This window comes from Stenotrophomonas rhizophila (assembly GCF_000661955.1).
In the GTDB taxonomy this organism is placed as follows: Bacteria; Pseudomonadota; Gammaproteobacteria; order Xanthomonadales; family Xanthomonadaceae; genus Stenotrophomonas; species Stenotrophomonas rhizophila.
Window position 1 is genome coordinate 2955678 of sequence record NZ_CP007597.1, and the last position, 15348, is coordinate 2971025.

The following is a 15348-nucleotide window of genomic DNA, read 5'->3' on the forward strand; positions in this document are numbered from 1 at the left end:
AGGCGACACGATCAACGCCTCCCCAGGGCAAGCAGACGGCTGACCCATGCATCGATCCGGGTCTGGGCGCGACGCCGACCGTCCGCGGCAGCGGGATCCGGTGTGGCCGCAGCACACAGCCGTGCCGCCGCCTGCGCCACCTCACGCTGGAACTGACCTGCATCGCCGTTCCATACCACCACCTGGTGCAGGAGCTTGAGCTGGGCCGCACGTGCCGCGTTGCTTGCCTGTTCGGGCTGGTCGCTGAGGACCAGGAGGATCGGACGCTGGTAGACGAGCGCGATCGACAGCGCGGCCATTCCCGGCGCAGAGACGATCAGCTGTGCATGCGCCGCGTGGTTGGCCCAGTCCGGATCAACGGCGATCCACCCGTCGCGCCCGGCGTAGCCCTCACCCACCCGATGCGCCGCGAGGCCTGCATCGGCCAGGCCCGCGCTCAGCGCATCGGCCAAGCCGGGGTCGCTGAAATGCGGGTTGAGGTACACCGCCGCACCGCCCGTGGCCTGCGCCGGTGTCGCCTCGGCCAAGGCGACCGGGGTTGGCAGGCGATGCAGGGCGGGGGCTGCGGCGTCGTCGATCTCACAGGCGAAATCGTGCTCGATGCAGGCCCGTGCCAGGTGCAGCTGGCGGTGCACGATCCAGCCAAACAAGCGCCCGAACAGGCGCGGCCCCACCCCTGCAAAATTACTGATCAACGCAGCCTTGAGGCTGGCGCCGTAAACATGCACCACCTTGCGTCGCCAGCCGGGCAGCATGCCCATGTGCAGCAGCGCGGGATGGAAGGAATCGTTGATGACCAGGTCAGCAGCGCGCAAGCGGCGTTGCAGGCGTCCGATGTCGCGCAGCATGCGCCCCGGTCGGAACAGGTAGTGCGCGACAGTACGGTTGGTCGCCGCGCGCAGCATGTTCTGCCCGTCATCGAACTGGACCGCGTAGTGCACTGACAGCACCTGCGCCTGGATACCGAAGCGCAGCAGGAACTGCTGGCCCTGCACGGACGTGGTGAGCACCTCGACGCTGGCGCCTGCGTCACGCAGCGCATGCACCAACAACTGCGCACGCATCAGATGGCCACGCGCATCAGCGGTGGCGAGGTAAAGGATGCGGGGACTCATCGGTCGCCTGCACCGGTGCCCCGCAGGCCGCCAAACACCCAGCCGGCAACGTACATCGCCAGCGCCCCGGTCACGCCGAAGCCGGCGTCGACTGCGCGAATGTCCTTCAGCAGGCGCGCCAGCGCCGGCACTTCATCGGGTGCCACGAGCCGCCGCAGGGTGTTCCCACACACGCGCACATGCGCCTTCTCGTCGCCCAGCACCTGCGACAGCAACGGGTACATCGCATGCTCGGCGCCGATCACGTCACAGTGGCGGGCCAGCACGCGTTCGGCCATCTGCTCGGCACACAACCCCGTGGCGAAGGCAGGCACCAGCAACCCGTGGCTGAAGTGCCCTGCATACGCATGCGAGAGGCGTCGCCAGCGCTGGATCTTGCGCCGGCTGAGCCAGTCCGGCTCCATGCGGCCGGTGCCATCATCGCCAGCCCGCCGCAGGGCGTCGGCAAACAGCGCCACATGCCGACGCTCATCGGCCAGATGCCGTTCGATCTGGCGATCAAGCCATTCCGGCGATTGCGGCATCAGTTCATCCAGCAGCGCGCGCTCGGTGGCGTCTTCGCCGACCAGATACATGCGCAGCAGCAGCCGTTCGCCGCGCCGACTGCGGTGAAGCCGGACCAGCGCCGCACGTTTGATCCGGTCCACCCAGCGCGCCTGCAACCCGCGCAGGCCACGCGCGACGGGCGTGGCCAGGCAGCCGAAATCCAGCGCGTCGGCGTCCTGCTGGACGACGCTCATGGCGCAGGTCGCGCGGCGGACGGGGTCGCCGGCGGACGGCGGTGCCAGGCAAGGATCAGGCCGATGAAACTCTCGCGCATGAACGCCGCACCTGCCGAGGCTGCCGCCGGGAAGCGCTCTTCCACACCGTTGAAGCGCAGATAGCCCGTGCCGTTGACCGCCCCCAGCTCCAGGGTGTCGCGCTTGTCGAACCCCCGCTGGCGCACGCCCGAGAGCAGCGGGCTGGCGTCCAGCCCGAACACGAACAGCTGGCGCTGTACGGCCCAGACCGGTACCTGGCTGCTCAGCGCCTGCAACCGCAGGTTCCACGTCCCGCTGGCCAGCAGCGGATCCAGCGGCGCCGTGCCGGGCGGATCGGCAGTGAAGCTGGCGCGCAGCAAGGGTTTGGACAGCCGGCCCATGCCGAGGGATACGGTGATGTCATTGGCACCCGGCCTGTTCGCGTCGCTGGGACGCACCCGGACGAAGTAGCCGGCAACCCGTGCCGCAAGCGAGGGCTCGGCAAGGGCCTTGCGGGCTTGCCCGGCGGTAAGCAGCACGCGCACGCCGGCGCCGTCGCGGACGCCGATCTGGTAGGGCTCAAGTTCGATCGCGGTGAACGTGCCGCGCACCGGGGCGTGCACGTAGGTGTCGGGTTTCCAGGTGTTTCCCGAGCGTCGCAGCAGCACGTGCAGGCTCAGCGGCACGCGCTGGCCATCGGCGGCCACGCCACTGCCGTGCAGCAGCACGTCGCCAACCACGGTCTTCCGATCGTGGGCAGCATCGGCGGCGATCACGATCGTGTGGGTTCTAGGGTCTACACGGGCATGGGCATCGGCAACATCCAGGGCAATGCGATGGCACGTGCTGGCCGCCGGTTGCGAGGGTGCGGCACAGTCACCGGTTGACGCGAAGTGAAACACGCCCCGCCCGTTGAACGCGGCGGCATGCGCCGGACTCCCCGGTGCCAGCCAGGCCAGGCACAGCAATGCATACCCAAACGGGCCGATCAAACCGTGTTTCATGTGGGATTCCCCTGCAAGCGCAGCCTGCGGACGGTGCCATCGCACGGCGCGGCTCATTCCAGCGTGCGGTGGTAGGACAAGGCCTGCCCGTGCTGGGCAGCGGCGCGACCGGCGGAGATGCCGCACCCACGAACCACGGCGCCGGCGGTATCGAGCAATGACATGCCCATCACCAGGGTCGCTGCGGCAAGCCGGCGCATGCCACGCAGCGGCGGCAGGTCCTGGTGATTGAGCGCCGCCAGGCTGTAGCGCAGGCGCCCGGCCATGACCAGCAACGGCCCGAGCGGACCGCTGCGCGCCAGCCACTGCAGCCGGTCCGGCAGGTAGGCGCGAATCAGGTGGGGGGTCAGGTCGACGCTGTCGCCGCCGCGCAACCACCGCAGCTCGACCACTTCCCGCCGGCTGTCGGGCAGTCGGTGCTCGGTGTGCGCGCGCGGCGCGTAGGCCACCGCAACGCCTGCAGCCTGCATGCGCAGCCCCATGACCTGGCAATGGGCCCGATAAACGCCGTCGAGGGGCTCGTACCGGTGGTGTTCAAAGACTTCATGGCGGAACGCCACGTTGTTCGCATAGAAATTGCGCGTCGCGCCGTCACGCAACGGGCTGGGGAAGTACATGAAGTCGATCGCCGTCAAGGCAGTGCCCGTGACAGTGGCTGCATAACTGGTGCGCCCGGCGACCGCGACAGGCGCGTTGGGCTGGGCAAACGGCGTCAGCAACTGCTCCAGCCAGTCGTTGCAGGGCAGGCAATCGGCATCGGCAAAGACCACATACTGGCAACGCACGCCGTCGACATGATCAAAGCCGACGTTCTTGGCCTCGTAGTAGCCGGTGCGCGTGTCGATCTCAACGAAATCCAGCGGTCGCCCGGCCAGCAGGCACAACGCCTGGCGGGCCTCCAGATCGAGCCCATCGTGGGTGATGATCCACTGCGCGAACGCACGCGGGGAAACACTCTGCTGATTGAGCCGGGCGATCAACCGTTGCAGGCTGCCCAGTGCCTCCACCGCGGCATCGCCTCCGCGCAGGTTGTTGGTTTCCAGCACCAGTGCGGTCCGGCTCGCGATATCGGCGAGCCCGTGATCCATGCCGTCGCTGCGGGACGGGGGCAACATGCTGTGTGCCGCTTCCTGGCTGTCCATGTCGAGGTCTTCCTGCAAATGTGTTTCGGCATTCATTCTAGGGGAAGCCGCCTTCACGCGTCAGCCGCGCATCTGGCGGGCCTTCGTCGAACGCTGAGCTTCCTACGCTGTGCTCACGGCTCCGACAGATACACCGAGATCATGTAGGCAACATACAACAAGGCCCACTGCCCCGACAGGTTCAGCCCCGGCGCCAGCGTTGCAGAGCGCCAGGCCTGCCGCATGATCCCGCGCACCCGCCGCGAAATGGGTCAGTTGCGCCACCAGTGCGCTAGCTGCCAGATAGCATCGTAAGCATCGCCATCAGATCACTCAGTGTGGCTTGCACCGCGTTAACCGCAGCTGCCGCCAACGCTGAAACGATCACATAGGCTGAAAAACACAGGATGGCCAGACCCAGCAGGTGCAGCACCAGCGCCGACAGTGACGAGCGCCAGGACTGCCGACGTAGGAACAGGCTGACGACAGCCAGCAGCGCACCCATGGGAAACAGCGCGAGCAATGAAAGCAGTACTACCACCAGCGCATCCATACCGCGTTCGTTGACGGCACCCCACTCCACGGCGAACGCCGCAATGACCAGACACGCTACAAGCAGCAGGCCGGGCACGGCCAGTGCCAGCGAACAGATGGTCAGGCGTGGGAAACGTGGTGCGCTGAGGGGTACGCGGACGGAACCTTCTGCCAGGCCATTCGGGCGGCCCGGGGGTGCAACTACATCGCTGGCCATGGCATTCCTTCCGAGGTAACGGATGTAGTCTCCCTTCTCACCCCCTGAGGCGGGGGCCAAGCCCAGCCCATTGAACGGCATCGGCATTGATGCATCATTTCAGACGCGCCCAGCAACTTTCTTCGGGTCTCTGTGCCTTATCGACCGTAGTCATAGCTGAGCTTCTCCACGTCATAGCCGTAGGTGACTGCCATGTATTCCTTGATGCGGTAGTACCCCTTGACCCGCATTGTCCCGTCTGGAGTGCCACATGCGTGTGCGTAGTGGCCTTTGCCAAAACGCCTGACGTTCCTGTCGCGCCTCGGCTGCGGATCAGGCGTCCACCAGGGAAAGTGCTCGGAGGGTCTGCCGTCGCGCACATCGTATTCCCAGCACACGAAGATCAGGCGCCCTTTCCCCTGCGCGTTGTAATCATAAACACGATAGCTGGACGGACCGATCGTGGTCGGCGTCACCCTGAGAACACCCGGTTCCACATACGCCTTGAGGACGTCTCGACCGTCCCCCTCCCCTCCCTGACGATCAAACTGGATCACACGGGTGAGCTTGCCATCCGCACCGTACATCTCCTGCCGGCTCAGATCGACTCCTCGCCACTGACGCTGGCGAGGAGTGCGCGCGCCAGCATCGAATAGTTCCGATATCTGGCTTCCGTCACGGTGCCTGTAGCTTCTGATTCGCGGGTAGCGGTCAAGCCCGGCAAAATCATTGCCGACGAGCGAAAGCGGCACCGGGTGAACGGGAAAACTGTAACGAGTAACAACCCCGTCGTCCTGCGCGCGCTCAGCGTACAGCGCTTGCGCATCACCCTTGAAAACATTCGGGTCCGTAGTTTGTAAATGCGTCAATGTGTTTGCCGCACTGAAGCTGAAGGACACGCTCGCCCTCTCACCGTTGCCCAAACCGCGCAGCCATTTTGTGCCGCTCCCGGCTTGGTTGACGGTCCGGAACTGCCGGGGCGGGCCATTGCCGTCTTGAGCGTTGACTCTGTAGTGCCGCAGCTGTGCCGAAAGCGTCCCATCGGCATTGTATCGATACGAGTCATAGGATACGCCAGCACGACGCAGTTGATCGCATGCGAAACCTGCGGGCGTAGCTGGACCGCTCTTGGCGAATTCAGCGGCAAGTTCCAGCCTGTCATCCCGGTAGGTGAAACAGTACAGCACCCACCTTGTCACGTCCTGAGCGGAATTCCTGTTGCTCGTCACACGCATTTCAGGAGAGGCATACCTTCCAACCTCGACCAGATGCCCGCGATCGTCGTAGTAATACGCCATCGCAGAATCCAGGTAGTAGTACGGCAACACTTTCGCCAAGATTGCATTACGCTCCTGGCCAGGTGTTGATGTGTATGTGACAGTGCGTATCTCTCCACTGTTGTCGACCAGCGGGACCGGGCCACCCCCTCTGCTGTCTCGCACGACCGCATCAAACATCCGACTCTTCCAGGACTCTACGCGGCACACCCGCCGCCCTCCGTGCCCATCGTTCTCCATGAAGACTACGTCTCCACCCCAGTGATCAAACTTGCCTGCCTGAATCTCTCCCACAGGTGGCGACACACGAGGCGGTGAGACCCTGCCATCAGGAAGCAGGCGCGCTTCGCTTACGGTTATGGGACTGGATCGACCGTCCGTGAATCTCATGGCCACATCTCGATTGGGTGAAGCCAGTGGATCCAGGCGATCTGTGCACGCAATCGCCTGGTTCGACGCGCAGACGCCGAACGCACTCAGCAGCAGCAACCTCAACTGCGCCCTATGATTCATGCCCACTCCAGACAAATACTGCATCAACTAAAGCAAGCGAGCGAACAGCCTTTTCGTCGCCGACGCGCCTTGAAAATGAAAGGGCGCGCCGAATCCGCATGGACGCCGCAGCCTTGACCCAGCCAATACGCTGGCGCAATACGATTGTCCAAGGCTGGCTCATGCGCCGCATCGAAAAATCTGCAGTCAGCGATCAGATGCCGTCGAACTGCCCTTTTCGTTGCCACATCTCGGCGCACAGTCCGCGGCCGACCCCAAAAGCGTGCCGAACAGGGGGCTGCCGTTGCACTTGACCGGACGCACGGCGCCTTGAGGCTCAGCGACCTTCATAGCTGAGCTTGTCCACGTCATACCCATACGTCTTCGCCATGTAGGCATCAATCTGTGCCAAGCCCTGTATCACCATCGTGCCGTCCGGCCTACCGCAGCGATTGGCCACGTTCTTCATGCCATACACGAGGGCTTCTTCCCTGCTGCGTTTGGGACCCGGGTCGGGCGTCCACCATGGGAAATGGCGGAGGGGTTTGTTGCTGGGGACATCGTGCTGCCAGCAGACGAAGGTCAGACGCTCCTTGCCTGCTGTGTCGTAGTCGTAGACGCGGTAGCTGGCGTAGCCGGTGGTAGTGGGCGTAACCTTCAGCACGCCACTTTCGGCATAGCCTTTCAGGTCTTCCTCGTAGGCATCCTGCGGTGCGGCACCGTATTGAACTACGCGGATCAGCTTGCCATTGCCGCCGTACATCTCCTGACGATTCAGATCCAAGCTGCGCCACTGCCGCTGGCGCGGCTTTCTGGAACCAGCGTCGAAGACTTCTGACACCGTCATTCCGCTCCGATGAGGAAAGATCCTGACCCTGGGGTAGCTACCGATCGCAGCGAATCCCTTGTCTATCACCGACAAGGGCACCGGTGAACCAGGAAACCGGTACTCAAGCATCGAACCGCCGGCATCGCCACGCGCCGCATACGAGGGCTGCGCGTCTGCTGCCGCGAATTCCAGAAACGTTGTACTGAGGTTGGTCAGTTCATCTTTCGCATTGAAATGAAGCTCCACGCGCGCTTGCTCGCCGGACGGAAGCCGTTCGGGCAGCCAGATGGACCCGTAGCCTCCGCCGCCAGACTTTCGCTGGCTGTCGGAGGCGTCGGCATCGCCCTCTCCGTAGTAGTTCAGCATGGCGCGCAGGGTTCCATTGGCGTTGTAGCGATACCGCTCAAGCGAATGCTCGCCAGCCTTGAGCTGGCCACACGAGAACGCCGGGTCCTTGCTGACGCTAGGCCCCGGCAAGCCTGCAGACTGCACCAACCTGCCATCCTCGTAGCGGAAGCAGTACAGGACGGACCGTGCAACGATCTTCAACGGGTACTTCGGGTTGAGCCTGTTGGCCTCAGGGGACATGTACCTGTCCACCTCAATGAGATTATTGGACCCATCGTAGTAGAAGGCGGTTGCCGAGCTCATGTAGTAGTGCGGCAGCAACTTCACCAGCACGGGATGTCTTTCCTGCGCTGGCGTAGGCATGTACGCAATGGCCGCCACCCTTCCATCACTGTCCCGAAGACGTTCGGGCTTCCCACCAAGACTGTCTCTTACAACAGCGTTCAAGGTTCTACTCTTCCAGGTCTCCACCCGGCAGACCCGCTTACCGCCTCGCCCATCATCTTCAGTGAATACAACGTCCCCTCCCCATTGATCGAACTTTCCGGCCTTAAGCTCTTTCAGCGCGGGAGAAACGGCAGGCGGTGCCAGTCGACCGCCCGGCAAAAGACGGGGAGTGGCGACGCCGACGCCCCCACCTTGTCCATTACTGAATAGCAGGCTTACCCCGGTTGCAGGCGATGCCAGAGGGTCCAGCCTGTCGGTGCATGCAAGCGCGCGGCCGCCGGAGCAGAGGGCACCTGTGATGACCAGGAGGGACAACAGGGACTGCCTGATTTTCATGTTTGCTCCGTGGGGGATTTCACGTCCAAGCGAGCAAGCGCCTGCAGGGTGCCGCTGGAACCGCCTTGAACGGCCGGACGAGCGGCAATGAGTTCTACAGGCATTGCAGCAGCAGGATCATCCATCCCGTGCCCCCATTCAAGCGGCATCGACACCCAGAATCCTCTGACCCGGTCCCCTGCCCCGCTGCCTTTCAGTCGTGAGAGCGCCTTGGCAATGTTGTGGCGACCCACAGTGCGCGTCGCCTCGTCCACCTTGGTGCTTGCCACTTCCATGTACTGCGCTTGAAGGTCAGGTGGCTGCGCGTAGATGTAGCGCGCGATGGCGTCCTTTTTCTCATTCCAGCCACCGGAAGGAAATCCATCGAAGACTGAGTCGTAGCGTGCCATGGAATTCCTCGGAACGTTCGTGAACACCTCTTCGTATATGGATGCATTCTTTTCCGCAAGGCTACGGATGTAATCCGACGTATCGGCACTCGCCGGCAATTCAAGGTTCAGCTCGGCATGGTCCTGCTTCACGATAGGAGGATGAAATCTTCTGTCGGTTGCATCCGTAAATCCGCCTTGCTTCTTGATTGCGCCAAACACAACCTCTTCCTGAATCGACATGCCCAGGAACTTCTTCCACAGGCGCATCCGAAGGTCCTGTGCAAACTTTCGCGTCACGACCCTCACGCCATTGCCCAGGTCACGCACTGATGTCGCCGTATCCGCAATCACCGCAGCGATCTCGGTGTCGCCGTCGCCCTGCAGGCTCCGATCGTTACAGTTGGCACTTCCGATGATGGCGACCGCATCGTCAACGATGAGCAGCTTGGAATGCACGTAGCACTGCTCGGTCACCAGATAGAGTGGTGGACTGCCCTTGCTGCCCCCGGCAGTTTGCGGCCCGCGGCTATAACTGTCGTGATTGATGTCTTTCAGGACACCGTAGCTGCGTAGATTCAAGACTGTCAGGTACTTCTTCCAGCCACCTGCCGCAACTTCGTCTCGCAGATCTTCTTCGCTGACGCTTACGTCGCGAATATCCTTGCGTTTGGCCACGAGAGTGCGACTGATTCGGCGAATCAGACTGTCGTGACCACGCAACAGCGTCTGCTGCGCCCAGTAGTGCTGCTTTACCACGGCACCGTCTTTCACGTTGCCTTCCGGATGCACGGGAAGCGTGATGTAGACGTGGAACCCTTGGCCACTCCGTATTGCCTTTGCGATGCGGGTGGCAATGGTGTCAACAAGTGTATTGCGCGCGGCGGAGGGCACGCCCTGCTTCTTTGCAAGAACATCAGCAATGGGCGTCTCGGGCAGTACAGCGTCCAGCGGACCCGCAGCAGCGCCCAGCACGCGCGCTGTTCGCTGTGCCTTCTTCTCCTGGGCCGGCGTTGCAGGCCCCCGCTGGCCGCCCTTGATGATGGTGTCCAAACGTCGCCCAGGATCTGCATCCGAGAAGCCGCAGTCGGAAATCAGGAACTGGGTTTCAATGTAGACGAACGCCTTGGCGGATGCGATGCAGTTCAGCATGGCATCCTGGATCGATCTCATAGGCAGGCTGCGCTCCCAGTACGGCTTCAGATCACTGCCATCGTCCATATTCAACCGATATTGTCTGCAGCCTTTCCGCTCCATATCGTGCAGTGCGGTGCCAGACGACCGGACGATCTGCACGCTGACCTCGCCTGCGCTGCCCCTGCTGCACAGGTCTCCAAACAGTGCCGTTCTTCCGCCCATTGCATCCAACCAGGCATCCGTCAGCGCAGTGAGCTCAAGACCCCGTCCCAACGACTTCTGCTCCGGCACGCCAGCACCCAGATCGTTTGCCTGTCCAATGCCGGCATTGACGACAGCATTCGCTCCTCTCCCGATCAGCGATTCACCGCGTTGATTCTGCCAGACCATTGCATTCCATCGGTGCATGAAGTTGCGGCAGATATCGAAAACAGCCGGGCCCTCCAGCCGTGCATGCACGTCCTGCCAAGGCATGCGTGGCTGACGACCACTGTCCAGCAGGCTCTGGGCACGGTTGATCGGAGTGTCCAGCCATTTCCGGAAGGACTCCCACGACTCCTTGGCACGCTCCAACGCAGCCAGTGCTTCTGCGCGCGCCTTCTCGACGTCCTTTACAAGCTGAGATGGATCAGCGGCATAGGTGCCCAGTCGATCGACAACTTTCACGGCGCGGTCGTAGCTCTTCAGGAGCTCGGCTTTCTTTTCGTTGATCCAATCATTGATAGCCTTGGCTTGAATTGAAGTGAACGCGTCCACTGCATCCGAAGCCGCATTGGCAGCGCCTCCGGCATTGCCCTTCGCAGCCTCATCTGCGGCACGGTTGCTTGCAGCAATCACCTCACGATACTTGTGCCGTGCCTGGTCGAGATCGATCTTGATGGAATTGAGGACCTTTCCTACGGTCCGCACCACCTCGATCATCTCCTTGATTCCCTTGACGTCTGTCATTTCCTGAAGAACTGAAATGATTGCATCGCTAAGGACCTGCTTGCCCTTCTCTTCCAGGCGGGGCGTGATGGCGGCCTTGTCCGCGTAGTCCAGAAGTTCGGCCAGCGCTGCTCCGTCCTCCCATTGCTGCTTCATGCGGTCGAAGGCAACCGTAAGCCCAGGTAGATAGGCCGGCGCGAACCCCGGGCGCGTCCTCCCAGCCACATCAGGGCCCGTCTCCTTCTTGGGTTGAGTCAACGTCACTTCATCCGCCGTCATGCCGCGCGGTTTCATCAAGCAGTTGTTGTAGTGGTCATTCAGTATGTGTAGTCGGGGGTCGCAGACGACGTCGAAGTTGCCATCATCCCAGCGCCCATGTGCAACATCCAACCCACCTACAAAGCCAATCTTCCCGTCAACCACCAGAATCTTCTGATGGTGAGAGAAGCCGATATTGAAAGGATCCGTACGTCCCGTTGCCGGGTTATGAAGTCCAACTTCGATGTTTCCAGGCGTCTTGTCATCCCGCATCATGTAGAGCGCGGTCCGTGCTTCGTTCTCATGCGTGTACGCGGCGGCTTCGATGCTGTCATACAGCAGCACCCGCACATCCACCCCACGCACATTGATCGCGTCATACAGCAGCTCGCTCAGGCGACCGCGGTGCCCGGCCTCTCCCCGTCCGGTCAGCTCCGTGTCGAAATTCATCTGCCAGTCGGCGATGAAGATGAATTTTTTCGCGCCGCGGATCGCCTCGGCCATTGCATGCATGGCCGAGCGCCCGTCGGTGTAGGACTTCACCGCGTTGCCATGCCGTACCGGGGCGAACTGGCGATCCGGCGGCGCGTAGTAGTCACCGCTGGAGGTACCTACCTGGCCGGACTGGCAGGTCAGCGCGTTGCGCGCAACCGTACTGGTAGTGGTGCCGTCGGCCATGGTTCAGAGCTCCTTGCGCTGCTTGGGCGTGGTGGTCAGCAGGGACTGGAACTCGTACTCCACCCGGTGGCGGATGGCGCGTAGCGCATCGGCATCGGGCAGGTGCTGCAGGTCCTTGCTGTAGTTGTTGGCATCCAGGGTCTCGACGATCTCGCGTACCCCGGGGCCGGTGCTGAACTGGCGCATCTGCAGCGGGATGGCGTCGATGCCGTGCACCAGGTACAGGCGCCCGGGGAACCGCGCCACGGCGTCCCAGACGGTCTTGCAGTCGGCATCGTCAAGGGCGACCTTGCCGTCGTCGTCGGCGCTGCCTTCCTTGAGCACTTCCACCCACTGTCCGGCATCCACCGCATGCAGGTTGTCCGGCGTATCGCTGGCGCTCTGCCGGGTGCGCACGATTTTCCACGGCTGGCCGGCCAGCGCGATGCCCTGCGGGCCCGGGATGTCCTGCAGGCGGAAGGCGAAGCTGGGCAGTACATCGGGGGATTCGCTGCGCGGCATGGTGGGCAGCGGATAGGTCAGGTTCGCGGGGCCAACGAAGGACTTCTGACCCGCATGCACGGTGATGTTGCCGGGGCAGGTCACGGTCAGGTTGCCGCCGGCCAGGGTGATGCTGGCACCGCCGGCCGTGGCGATATGCACGGTTTTCGGCGCGGCCATTTCGACCGCCGCGCTGGCACTGGCCGCGCGCAGGGCGTTGCGCGCCTGCAGCAGGATCTGGTTGTCCTGGGCCTGCACGATCAGCTCGCCCTGCCCGCTCACCACGCTGAGCGTGTTCCCGGCGGCCGTGCCCACGGTGGCCGCCAGCACGCCGATGGCCTGGCTGGCGTGGACACGCGCCTGGCCTTGGACGACACATTCGGACGCCTGCCCGCTGGCCAGGCTGAGCACCTCGCCCACCGCCCATTGCAGGCTCTGCCCCGCGACCTGCACCAGACCGTCGCTGCCAGACAGGCCCAGGGTGGCATCGCCGCTGTGCGGCAAGCGCCCTTGTCCGCCACCGCTGGCGTACGCCGGGGCGTCGGCCCGACCGCTGTCGAAGGCGTCCCCGGTCACGGTGGTACGGGTGCTGCGCAGCAGGCTGGCCAGCGGCGCAGGCGCATCCTGCTGGCCCGCCACGCCGGCGTGCGCGGCTATGGCGACGCTGCGGTGCACGCGGGTGGCCTGGTGCTGGACCCGGCCAAGTTCGTTGAGCTGGGTCAGCAGCGCACTGGGGGCGACCGCCTCACCGGCCGGCGCGCGGGCGGCGCGCGGTTGCGCGCTGAGCCACAGGCCGGCGCGGGCCCGCACGGCCCCCCAGGCGTCGGTGCGCAGCTCGTTGCCTTCGCCGCGCAGGCTGCCGCGGAAGTTGTCGGCCTGGTGGATGAGGTGCCCCAGGTTGAGCTGGGTGCTGGCATGGGTCGTGGCCAACTGCAGGCGCAGCTGTCCGTCGCTGTCGTCGAACAGCAACCGCGAGTGCCCCTGGCCGTGCCACTCGCGCGACTGGATGCCCCACAGCGCGGCCGGGTTGCGGTGCGCGTCTTCGCCGGCGCCCATCGCATGCCAGGCGGGCGCGTGGCCACCGGCCAGGTTGCCCTGCGCACTACTGCGGGCATCCCCCGCCTGCGCATAGGCGCCCCGTTCGCTGGTCGCCGACGCGCCGGCCGGGGTGGCGGCCGTGCCGGCTTCACCGCGACCGTTGTAGAGCGTACCGACGATCAGCGGGCGGTCGATGTCGCCTTCCAGGAAGGTCACCAGTACCTCCTGCCCTACCCGTGGCAGGAACTGCGCACCCACCCCGGGGCCGGCGTAGCGTTGGGCAACGCGCAGCCAACTGCTGCCATCGTCGCCGCTGCCTGCCCGCTGGAAGTGGAAGCGCACCTTGATCCGGCCCAGGTCGTCGCAGGACACCTCACCGCTGTCGCTGCCATCGGCGGCGATCACCCGCGCGGTCTGGTAGCCCGGTGCCAGCGGCCGCGGATTCAACCGCAGGCCGGTGCCGTCTTCGCGCGCCGGACGCCACGCCACCGCACGGTCCACGCCCTCGAAGGCGTTGGCATAGCCCAGCGTTTCGGCCCGCGTGCACAGCTGGCGCTGGCGCGCCGGCGTATCCAGCCCGGCCATGGGCGCCGGTGGCGCATGGCCCAGGCGCTGCAGCAGCGCCTCGCGCGCGGTGGTGGGGAAATTGTTGCTGGCCTGGTGCCAGATGCGCGTCACCAGCACATTCGGCACGCCGGCACGGTCGGACAGCGGCCACTGGCGCAGGTTGAACCAGGTGCCGGCGCGAAGCCCCGGGGCGGTGCTGCTGCCCACCCAGCTGGCGCTGCGGGATTCGTGCGCCTGGGCAGCCAAGCGGCTGTAATGGTCGGCCACGCCGCGGTTGGCGAACGCATAGGCGCCCACCGGGGTGTACGCCTCCAGGGTGGTCTCCGCGCGTTGCGCGGACAGCACCGGGGTCTGCCCCTGCCGCGCCTGCTGGCCGCGATAGTCGTCACTTGCCAGCACCAGCGCGGTCACGCCGATACGCCGCGAACGCCCCAGCGTCAGCACGCTGTCGGTGGCCTCGGTGGCGTCGGCGCGGTGGAAGCGCAGCCCGCCGTCGCGTTCGGAGGTGGCGTCCTGCGCCTGCGCGGCGCTGTCGGCGAAGACCACCAGTGCGTGCCCGGCAGGCGCGTCGGCGTCTTCTTCGATGCGCCAGCCCAGGCCCTCTTCGGCGAGCAGGCGCTGCAGGACGTCCAGGTCCGATTCGCGGTACTGCACGCAGTAACTGCGCCGCGGCACGGCGGCGAGAAAGTCGATCACTTCGTCGCTGACCCGCCAGGTACCCTGGGCGGCATAGGGGTCCAGAACGGCCTGCAGGATGTCCAGCACCGCCCGTTCCTGGAACACCCGGCTTTGCCGCGCCTGCCCCAGCAGCCAGGTCCACGGCACCAGGCACAGGCGATAGCGCGCCAGCCCGCCATCGGACGCCAGGCAGGCCGCCTCGGACACCACCCCACTGCGCAGTACGTCGTGTCCGCCGGCCTGCCGCGAGGACAATGTGGCGGCAACGCCGAGCCAGGCATCCACGTCGAGCAGGGCATCGTTGGCCAGCACGTCCACCCACCACTGGAAACCGTCGGACAGCTGTTCGTGCCCGCACCAGCGCTCGACCAGCAGCGCCTGGCCGTTGGCCAATGCCAGACGGTGCGGACGACTGGCGCCGTCCAGCCCGGCGACGCCGGCGAACAGTGTGATTGCATCCTGCATCGTGCCCATCCATTGCAGCCGTCCGGCCGCGTGACCTGCCCAGCATCCATGGCGCACCCGGCCCGCCGGCATGGCGGCAGCACGCTGCACCTCCCACTCTGTCGCTACCGTCGAAACGCACGCCGCCGCATTATCTGCAGGCTCTCCCCGCCACACAGACGCACGCACCAAGCTGCATGGACGAAGAATATAGTGAATCGTCGCGGCCCGATATCCGGGGCAACTCTGACGATAATGTAGGAAAACCCCTACTCGCACGGAACGCGCGGGCCTGAAGCGTCGCCGGATGTCTGCCTTGGCCCATCAACATAAC

Annotated in this window: 9 protein-coding genes; all 9 read right to left on the reverse strand. The window is 64.5% G+C overall.

Annotated elements, in window-relative coordinates:
- Window positions 1-11 precede the first annotated feature (11 nt).
- Complete coding sequence (locus DX03_RS12815) at window positions 12-1115, reverse strand: glycosyltransferase family protein (RefSeq protein ID WP_038689293.1); 1104 nt, start codon at window positions 1113-1115, stop codon at window positions 12-14.
- Complete coding sequence (locus tag DX03_RS12820; RefSeq protein ID WP_038689295.1) at window positions 1112-1855, reverse strand: hypothetical protein; 744 nt, start codon at window positions 1853-1855, stop codon at window positions 1112-1114. Before DX03_RS12820 ends, DX03_RS12815 begins: the two co-directional genes overlap by 4 nt.
- Window positions 1852-2859 carry a hypothetical protein gene (locus tag DX03_RS12825; protein WP_038689297.1) on the reverse strand — a complete coding sequence of 336 codons (1008 nt, stop codon included), beginning with the start codon at window positions 2857-2859 and terminating at the stop codon, window positions 1852-1854. Before DX03_RS12825 ends, DX03_RS12820 begins: the two co-directional genes overlap by 4 nt.
- 53 nt (window positions 2860-2912) lie before the next feature.
- Window positions 2913-3974 carry a glycosyltransferase family 2 protein gene (locus DX03_RS12830; protein ID WP_051598995.1) on the reverse strand — a complete coding sequence of 354 codons (1062 nt, stop codon included), beginning with the start codon at window positions 3972-3974 and terminating at the stop codon, window positions 2913-2915.
- A 298-nt stretch (window positions 3975-4272) separates the two neighbouring features.
- Window positions 4273-4731, reverse strand: coding sequence for a hypothetical protein (locus DX03_RS12835; protein WP_185753347.1), 459 nt, complete (start codon window positions 4729-4731; stop codon window positions 4273-4275).
- 137 nt (window positions 4732-4868) lie between these two features.
- Window positions 4869-6008: a hypothetical protein gene (locus tag DX03_RS12840; RefSeq protein ID WP_185753348.1), complete on the reverse strand. Its 1140-nt coding sequence runs from the start codon at window positions 6006-6008 to the stop codon at window positions 4869-4871.
- 808 nt (window positions 6009-6816) lie between these two features.
- Window positions 6817-8439, reverse strand: coding sequence for a hypothetical protein (locus DX03_RS12845; RefSeq protein WP_244880119.1), 1623 nt, complete (start codon window positions 8437-8439; stop codon window positions 6817-6819).
- Complete coding sequence (locus tag DX03_RS12850) at window positions 8436-11807, reverse strand: phospholipase D-like domain-containing protein (RefSeq protein WP_038689305.1); 3372 nt, start codon at window positions 11805-11807, stop codon at window positions 8436-8438. Before DX03_RS12850 ends, DX03_RS12845 begins: the two co-directional genes overlap by 4 nt.
- A gap of 3 nt (window positions 11808-11810) precedes the next feature.
- Window positions 11811-15035 carry a type VI secretion system Vgr family protein gene (locus tag DX03_RS12855; protein ID WP_081797331.1) on the reverse strand — a complete coding sequence of 1075 codons (3225 nt, stop codon included), beginning with the start codon at window positions 15033-15035 and terminating at the stop codon, window positions 11811-11813.
- Between the last annotated feature and the right edge of the window lie 313 nt (window positions 15036-15348).

Excerpts from the sequence above, each read along its gene's own strand:
- DX03_RS12845 (WP_244880119.1), bottom strand. The coding sequence starts at position 8,439 with ATGAAAATCAGGCAGTCCCTGTTGTCCCTCCTGGTCATCACAGGTGCC.
- DX03_RS12855 (WP_081797331.1), bottom strand. The coding sequence starts at position 15,035 with ATGCAGGATGCAATCACACTGTTCGCCGGCGTCGCCGGGCTGGACGGC.
- DX03_RS12840 (WP_185753348.1), bottom strand. The coding sequence starts at position 6,008 with ATGGCGTATTACTACGACGATCGCGGGCATCTGGTCGAGGTTGGAAGG.
- DX03_RS12850 (WP_038689305.1), bottom strand. The coding sequence starts at position 11,807 with ATGGCCGACGGCACCACTACCAGTACGGTTGCGCGCAACGCGCTGACC.
- DX03_RS12825 (WP_038689297.1), bottom strand. The coding sequence starts at position 2,859 with ATGAAACACGGTTTGATCGGCCCGTTTGGGTATGCATTGCTGTGCCTG.
- DX03_RS12820 (WP_038689295.1), bottom strand. The coding sequence starts at position 1,855 with ATGAGCGTCGTCCAGCAGGACGCCGACGCGCTGGATTTCGGCTGCCTG.
- DX03_RS12815 (WP_038689293.1), bottom strand. The coding sequence starts at position 1,115 with ATGAGTCCCCGCATCCTTTACCTCGCCACCGCTGATGCGCGTGGCCAT.
- DX03_RS12835 (WP_185753347.1), bottom strand. The coding sequence starts at position 4,731 with ATGGCCAGCGATGTAGTTGCACCCCCGGGCCGCCCGAATGGCCTGGCA.
- DX03_RS12830 (WP_051598995.1), bottom strand. The coding sequence starts at position 3,974 with ATGTTGCCCCCGTCCCGCAGCGACGGCATGGATCACGGGCTCGCCGAT.